This is a genomic window from Rhizobium sp. GCM10022189 (genome assembly GCF_042656325.1).
Taxonomy (GTDB): Bacteria; Pseudomonadota; Alphaproteobacteria; order Rhizobiales; family Rhizobiaceae; genus Rhizobium.
Genome location: NZ_JBHSOR010000037.1, coordinates 354,752 through 362,488, shown reverse-complemented (window position 1 = coordinate 362,488; position 7,737 = coordinate 354,752). Strand labels below are relative to the sequence as shown.

Below are 7,737 nucleotides of genomic sequence, written 5' to 3'. Positions count from 1 at the left end.
GGCCACTCTTCAGCGCGAACTCAATAGCCAGATCCAGCTGCTCTCGGTGGTCGCCGATTCGCCCCGCCTCGACCCGCCGATTCCGCGCGCCTCCTTTGCCGAAACTGCGCGGCGTCTGCGCGACCGGGTGCCTGAATGGGAGCAGATCCGGATTTCGAACGAGAAGGGCGAAGTCGTCCTGTCGTTTCCGCCGCTCGATCCGTCGGCCGGCACGCGCGTTGTAGACATTGAAAGCCATGACGATCTGGTGCGCACAGGTACCGCCGTCGTCGGCAATATCGCCATCGGACCGAAAGGCCAGGCTGCCTTTGCGTTGCGTGCTCCGATCCAGAGGAGCGATCGCTTGAGAGCCGTCCTGTCCGCGGTGATCCGTCCGACGATCGTGACCAAGCTGCTTTATGCCAATGGACTTCCGGGATCCTGGTCGGCCTGGGTCGTCGATGGGCGCGACCGTCTGGTGGCATCGACCGGCGCTCCGGCGCTCGCCGGCAATCCGGCCAGCGAATTCGCAAGTTTTTCCGGCCAGGATTTCGGGGCGGCCACCCTCAAGGACGGAATGGAGCTTCGCGTGGCCGAAGTCGCGCTTGCCGATACGCCCTGGCGGGTGAGGGTTGGCCTGCCGGTCTCCGACTATGAACAGCTGGCGCGCAAGGCGACGATGCTGCTTGTGGCAGCGAGCTGTTTCACGCTCCTGCTGTCCGGCTCGGCCGTGTTTCTCTTTTACAGGGAGGTGCGTGCGCGAACCCGGGAATGGGAGAGCATGGCCAACTGGCAGCGCATGGATGCGCTTGGAAAGCTGACGGGGCAGGCGGCGCACGATTTCAACAATCTCCTGATGGTCTTCCAGTCCGGGGTAGAGGGCATCAGGAGGCGACGGAACGACGAGCAGCGGGTGACGCAGCTTCTGGCGCATATGAGCGATGGCGTGGCGCGGGGAAAGGCGATCACGCAGCGGCTGCTGTCCTTTTCCAGACGCTCCAATCAGGGCGCTTCCCAGGTCGAGCTGGACGTCAAGCTGGCCGAATTGTCGCCGCTGCTGCGACAGGCCGTCAACGATACGATCCTGACGGAGATCAGGGTGCCGGAAGATATCTGGCCGGTTCACGTCGATCCCGCAGGGCTTGAAATTGCCTTGATCAACATTCTGACGAATGCGCGCGAAGCCATGACGGGAGGCGGAAAAGTGACCATTTCCGCCCGCAACGTGCTCGATGCCGCAACCGAGGATTCGGCGCTGAAGGGGCCGTTCGTTGCGTTGACGATTTCCGACACCGGGAGCGGTGTCGCTCCGGAAAATCTCGCGCGGGTGTTCGAGCCGTTCTTTTCCACCAAGAAGAATGGCGGTGCAGGCCTTGGTCTGACGCAGGTCCACAGTTTCGCCACCGGCAGCGGCGGCGTAGTCAAGGTCGCAAGTCTGGCCGGCCATGGCAGCGCCTTCACCCTGCTTCTGCCGCGATCGAACGAGCCGCGGGCGGTGCGTGCGGATCCAACCCCTTCGGCAAACCTTCCCCGCGTGATCATGATCGTCGACGACACGCCGGCATCGCTGGAATCGGTGCGGCTGGCGCTCGACGGCGTCGTGCCGACGATCTTCATGGCCGCAGGGGGATCCGAGGCGATCGATATCCTGGAGCGTCATCCCGAGATCGAGGCGGTCGTCAGCGACATCATGATGCCGGGCATGTCCGGCATCGAGCTTGCCGAGGAAATTCGCCGCAGAAATGCGTCTCTGCCCGTCGTGCTGATGACCGGTTACAGCGACAGGCTGGAAGCCGGTACGGAGGTCGGTCGTCCGGTCGTCCCGAAGCCCTTCAAGATCGAGGATCTGGCCGCTTGCCTTGAGAAGGCGAAAAGCTCAATTGTCCAATCGGCAAATGTCGTGCGTCTGGAAATTCCAGGCAAAGGCTGATGCGCGGCAGCATCCGGCCCAAAGCCATATCCAGAGCGATCCGCTTTCGTCCACTGGCCGTCACGTCTTAAGGAAACCGCCGCCAAGCTTCGCCTTTTGCTCGTGGCCGGGATGACAAGAAGCTGGTGACCGCCGGAGCAGGCGCCAGGTGAGTTGAAGCGCTCCACACAGAACCCTTGAGCGACCCGCTGTCCGTCCGGCATTTGGTCGCTGCGCAGTCGGCGCAGCCCACCATTCTATTGACGGAAAACCTACTGGAAGGTAGGCTTGCCGTGAACTGTAGTTTTTTCGCTGTATCCCAATTCCGGAGGGCGTTGGTATCGGCCGACAAACAGCGCCTTCTCATGCCAAGGACACATCTGTTGCCTACCAACTAGTAAGTAAGGATTGCAAGCTTGCAAACCTGTTTCCCTTCCCACCCAGACAATCGAGATCGACTATGACGACAAATCCTCTCACCGGCCTTGGCTCATCGGCGGCAGGTAGCCCGGCGGCCCCGCAGCAGAAGGCGATGGTGAACTATGACGACTTCCTGCAACTCCTCATCGCGCAACTGAAGAACCAGGATCCGACCGATCCGGTGGATGCCAGTGAACAGTTGGCGCAGCTTGCCAGTTTCTCGCAGGTCGAACAGACCATCCAGACCAATCAGAAGCTGGATGCCCTGCTGGCGGGCTCGAGCATTTCTCAGGCCGGCAGCTATATCGGCCGATACATCGAAAGTGCGGACGGCACGGTCAAGGGTACGATTGCTTCCGTTAAAATCTATAGCGACGGAATTATCGCCACGACGACGGAGGGCGGGAAGATTCTCGTCCAGCCGGGTGTCAGCTTCTCACAGCCAGGCGGCAGCGGGCCGGCGGCCGGCGGCTGATCCGGGCCGCCGCCGACTGATCTCTGAGGGTGGAAGCGATGTTGCGCAGCCCTTCCGTCTCAACAAGGCTAATGGTTTGATTGTGAAATGCCGCTTGGCTGGGCAAGCGGCAGCATGCCGCGATAGATGCCCGGTTCCGAGCCTTCGATCGGAATTGCCCCGACGCTTCGACGGTAGAACTCCATCGGACCGGCGCCCCCGATGACCCCGTAGGCATATCCCTGCGCGTACATATCGAGAAGCGTGGTCAAGAGCAGGGCGTGACCAACGCCTTTGCCGCGGGCGGCCGCATCGACGCCGGTCGGCCCGAAGAAGCCCTTGGCGGTTGCGTCGTGGCAGGCAAAGCCGATGAGCTCTCCCTTCTGGATTGCGATGAAGCAGGAGGGGGGCTGGCGCATCGTGGCAACCGTCGCTTCTGCGGCCCAGCCGGATCCGAAGCGCGGCTCGATCCAGGCCGTCAGCGCGTTCAGCTCCGGCGCAAGGACGCGTCGGATCGTGATGTCCTGTTCGGCGATGCGTGCCTCGAGCGCGGGATCGGCCTTCAGCTCGTAGAGTTTTACCAGCATGTCCATGGTGTTTTCCTTTGTCAGCCTTTTATGGCGCCTGCCGTCAGGCCGGCGACGATACGTCTCTGGAAGATCAATACGATGATGATCAGCGGCAGCGTCACGGTAACGGAGGCAGCCATGATCTGACCGAACGGATATTCGTACCGGCTGTTGCCCGCGATCAGGCCGATCGCAACCGGCACGGTCCGGTTTTCGTCCGTCAATGTAAAAGTCAGCGCGAAGAGAAACTCGTTCCACGCCAGAATGAAGGCGAGAATGCCCGTACTGGCAAGCGAAGGTCCCATGAGCGGCAGCAGGACCTTCGTCAGAATTCGGAAATGCGAGCAGCCGTCGATGATCGCAGCCTCTTCCAGCTCCCTCGGAAACTCGCGGATGAAGGTAGTCAGGATCCAGGTCGTGAACGGCACGGTCGATAGAAGATAGGTGATGACGAGCGCGCTTGGCCGATTGAAAAGACCCATCCAGTTGACCAGCTCGAACATGCCGGAAAGGACGACGACCTGCGGGAAGATCGAGATCATCAGCACGATCATCAGGATGGTGCGCCGTTGCGGAAAGTCGATACGGCCCAGCGCATAAGCGGCGCTGAGCCCGATGACGAGCGACAGGAACGTCGTTGAAACCGCGACATAGGCCGAGTTCACAAGCGAGCCCATGAAAACCGGGTTGTCGATCAGCTGGCGATAATAGGTGAAGTCGAACGCCGGCATCAGCGCGGATTGATAGAGCGCCGAACCCTGTTTCGTCGAGGAAACGAAGGCCCAGTAATAAGGAAAGAGCGTGTAGAACAGGACGAGCAGAAGCGCCAGGACCTGCAGGCTTCGCACGGCGCGCCGGCGCATCCGGAAGTAGGAGGCAGGTTTGCGGATGGTCTTCGGGATGATTGCATCGGCCATGTCGTCAGGTCCCCGCGGCTCTGTCGAGGCGAAGGACCCCGATGATGATAATGGCGACAAGCGCGACGAGCAGGAAGACCCAGGTCGATGCCGCCGAGCCGACGCCGAGTTCCTGGAAGCTGATCAGCCGGTCGCGGGCGTAGATGGAGACGGTCATGACGCTTTCGTTGCTCGCCGCCATCACATAGGCAAGGTCGAACATCCTGAGCGCATCGAGGGCGCGGAAAAGGACCGCGACCCCGATCGCCGGGCGCAGCATCGGCAGGGTGATCGACCAGAAGCGTTTCCATGCCGGAATGCCGTCGACCTCCGCCGCCTCGAATATTTCCGAGGAGATCAGTTGCAGGCCCGCCAGGATGAGCAGAACCATGAACGGGGTCGTCATCCACACGTCGACGAAGATCACGACGCTCATCAGCAGCGATCCGCTCGCCGTCCAGGGAACGCCGTGATCGATAAGGCCGAGCCCGATGAGAAGCTTGTTGATGACGCCGAACTGGTCGTTCAGCATCCATTCCCAGATCTTCGTCGAGACGACGACCGGGATCGCCCAGGGCACGAGGATGGCGGCGCGCGCCAGCCCGCGGCCAGGAATGGCTTCATTGACGAGGAGGGCGATCGCCAGGCCGAGAACCGTCTCGATCGCGACCGAGATGACGGTGAAGATCAGCGTGTTCTTGACGGCAATCCACCAGCTGCGGTCGTTGATGACCTCCAGGAAGTTGTCGAGCCCGGTCATTGAATAGACGGAGGGATCGTCAAGATAGGCGTCGGTGAAGGCGAAGAAGAAGGTGCGGCTGAGCGGCCAGAGGGCGACGACCAGCATGACGACGATGACCGGCAGCAGAAACAGCCAGGCCGCACGATGGTCGCGGCGGGCGAGCCGGGCACTCATTGCCGCGCTCCCTCGATCACGCCGGCATGCCGGTCGAGCATGAGCCGTCTTCCGTCCTCGGCGAAGGCAAAGATCGCGGCATCCCGAAAATTGAGGCCGACCTCCTTGCCGATCAGTTCCCTCGGCGGCTCGACATTGACGCGGACGACCCAGATGACGTCGCCGTTGATGCGGCAATAGGCGAAATGCTCATGGCCAAGATCCTCGACACGTTCGAGCACGCAGGTCATCCGGCCGTCGCCTGCCGTCACCAGCTGGATCGCTTCCGACCGTATGCCGATTTCGGCGATGACCTGGCCCTCGGCGCCGGCTTTGATGACGAGGCCGCCGGGTCCGCTCACGCCGGCTGATGTTGTCTGCACCGGCAGGAAGTTCATGCGGGGGCTGCCGATGAAGCCTGCGACGAACCGGTTGTCGGGGCTGTGGTAGAGTTCCTTCGGCGTGCCGACCTGCTCAATGCGTCCATGATTGAGAACGACGATCCGGTCGGCAAGCGTCATCGCTTCCGATTGGTCATGGGTCACGTAGATCATCGTCGTTTTCAGGTCGTCGTGGAGCCTGGCGATCTCCATGCGCATCTCCATTCGCAGATCCGAGTCGAGATTGGAGAGCGGCTCGTCGAAGAGGAAGATTTCGGGTTGGCGCACCAGGGCGCGGCCGATCGCCACGCGCTGGCGCTGTCCGCCGGAGAGTTCGCGGGGCCGGCGTTCGAGCAGATGATCGACCTTCAGCATCCGTGCGACCGAGCGCACTTTCTCGCTGATAGCGGCCCTGTTCATGCCGAGGGTCTCAAGCGCGAAGCCGATATTGCGCGCGACGTTCATATGCGGATAGAGCGCGTAGGACTGGAAAACGAAGGCGACGCCTCTCTGGGAGGCGGGCACGTCGGTCACGTCGTCGCCGCCGATCCTCACGACGCCTTTCGAGGCGGAGATCAGACCGGCGACGATGCGCAAAAGCGTTGACTTGCCGCAACCGGAGGGACCGACGAAGACGACAAACTCGCCGTCGATGATCTGCAGGTCGACATTCTGGATAACCGTATGCGTACCAAAATTCTTCGAGACGGATTCGAGCGAAACCGATGCCATTGTTCACCTGAGTGTATGAGACGGCAGAGGGCTCGCCACCGTGTTCGGTGGCGAGGCAGCGACGCGTTCCGGCAGCGGAGCGTTGCCGCCGCCGGACATCCGCAGAGCGTCAGCGGCTTTCCTTCAGTTTCTCAAGCCGACCGGCCAGCGACGTCAGGCTGGACTTGACCTCGGCGCCGCCGGAAAGCATGTCGTGAACCGAGCGGTAGAAAGCCTGCGAAACGCGGTTGTAGCTGGTGCCGGTGTAGCCGGACGGGCGCACGGCACTGTCGGCAAAGGCCTGCTGGTTATCCTTGAGAAAGGGTATCTTCTCAAGAACTTCCGGATCGCTGTAGAGCGCCTGGATCGACGGGTTGAGAGCGGCCTTCAGCGCGCGCATCTTCTGCATGTCGGGGCCGGTGATGAAGTTCACGAAGTCGGCCGCCACTTCGGGCTTGGCGCTGTATTTATTGACGCCGTAATACATCGGGCCAAGGCAACCGCTCGACTTTTCGCCTTCCTTGCCGACCGGCAGGGGCATCACCCCGACCTTGTCGACGATGTTGCTTCCCTTTTCATGCGAGGTGCCCCAGACATAGGGCCAGTTGCGGTGGAAGACCGCGTTGCCGGATTCGAAGACGGCGCGCGACTGCTCCTCATCATAATTGAGGACGCCCTCGGGGCTGATCGAGCCGATCCAGCCCTTCGCCTTTTCGAGCGCCTCGGCCGCCTGCGGATTGTCGATTGTCACCTTTCCGTTGTCGGAAATGATGGTGCCGCCGCCGTTGGAAGCAACAAGCTCGATCGCGTCGCAGGTCAGGCCTTCATAGCTCTTGGCCTGCCAGGCGTAACCCCACATGTCGGGCGAGCCGGCAGCCCGTTCCTTGTCCTGAATTTCCTTGGCGGTAGCAGCCAGCTCGTCCCAGGTCTTGGGTGCCGGCTTGCCGTATTTTTCGAGCAGGTCCTTGCGGTAGAACATCAGCCCGACATCCATATAGGCGGGCATGGCGATGAGATTGCCGTCGAGCTTGGCCGCATTGAGTGTCGAGGCGAAATGTTTGTCCTGGTCGGCCTGCGGAATCATCGTCTTCAGGTCGAGCAGGTTGCTCTTGAACATGCCGAGCCAGATCACATCGAGGAAGAGGACATCGATATCCTTGGATTTGGCGGCGAGCAGCTGCTGATAGATCGGGATCGCGTCGTCCAGAAGCGCGGGCATCTTGTTGATCTTGGCCTCGTTGCCCGTCTTTTCCTTCCAGGCATTGGCAACGTTTGTGCAGAGCTCGAATTCCGTCGGCGAGCAGAACACGGAAATGGTTTCGGCATGCGCGCTGCCGCCCCAGAGGGCTGCAGATATCGCCAATGCGGCAAGGCTTTTCTTCAACATTGATCGTTCCCTTCGTTGATAACGCTTCGGCATTGCACGGAGCTCTCTGTCCCCTTAATTCCAATAGGACTGGTTATGACCAGTCATGTCAACATGGACTTTGCAGGCATTTGCGTCGAAGATACAAAACGGCAAGT

7 protein-coding genes are annotated in these 7,737 nt (G+C 61.2%); 2 read left to right on the top strand and 5 right to left on the bottom strand.

Annotation, left to right across the window (positions count from 1 at the left end; genetic code table 11):
* The coding region (locus ACFPWW_RS15045; RefSeq protein ID WP_377312326.1) for a response regulator at positions 1-1,909 on the top strand (1,909 nt) is incomplete at its 5' end.
* Between the two features lie 439 nt (positions 1,910-2,348).
* A complete protein-coding gene (gene flgD, locus ACFPWW_RS15040) occupies positions 2,349-2,783 on the top strand; it encodes a flagellar hook assembly protein FlgD (protein ID WP_377312325.1) in 435 nt (144 codons plus the stop codon).
* 68 nt (positions 2,784-2,851) lie between these two features.
* Here flgD and ACFPWW_RS15035 read toward each other — a convergent pair whose 3' ends face one another.
* From ACFPWW_RS15035 to ACFPWW_RS15015, 5 genes are all read right to left on the bottom strand, one after another.
* Positions 2,852-3,355, bottom strand: coding sequence for a GNAT family N-acetyltransferase (locus ACFPWW_RS15035; RefSeq protein WP_112569089.1), 504 nt, complete (start codon positions 3,353-3,355; stop codon positions 2,852-2,854).
* 14 nt (positions 3,356-3,369) lie between these two features.
* On the bottom strand, positions 3,370-4,248 hold the full coding sequence (locus tag ACFPWW_RS15030) for a carbohydrate ABC transporter permease (RefSeq protein ID WP_377312323.1): 879 nt from the start codon (positions 4,246-4,248) through the stop codon (positions 3,370-3,372).
* A 4-nt stretch (positions 4,249-4,252) separates the two neighbouring features.
* Positions 4,253-5,143: a carbohydrate ABC transporter permease gene (locus ACFPWW_RS15025; protein WP_377312321.1), complete on the bottom strand. Its 891-nt coding sequence runs from the start codon at positions 5,141-5,143 to the stop codon at positions 4,253-4,255.
* Positions 5,140-6,234: an ABC transporter ATP-binding protein gene (locus tag ACFPWW_RS15020; protein ID WP_377312320.1), complete on the bottom strand. Its 1,095-nt coding sequence runs from the start codon at positions 6,232-6,234 to the stop codon at positions 5,140-5,142. The genes ACFPWW_RS15025 and ACFPWW_RS15020 overlap by 4 nt, the downstream gene beginning before the upstream one ends.
* A gap of 109 nt (positions 6,235-6,343) precedes the next feature.
* Positions 6,344-7,600, bottom strand: a complete 1,257-nt coding sequence (locus tag ACFPWW_RS15015) for an ABC transporter substrate-binding protein (protein WP_377312319.1) — start codon at positions 7,598-7,600, stop codon at positions 6,344-6,346.
* Positions 7,601-7,737: the final 137 nt, after the last annotated feature.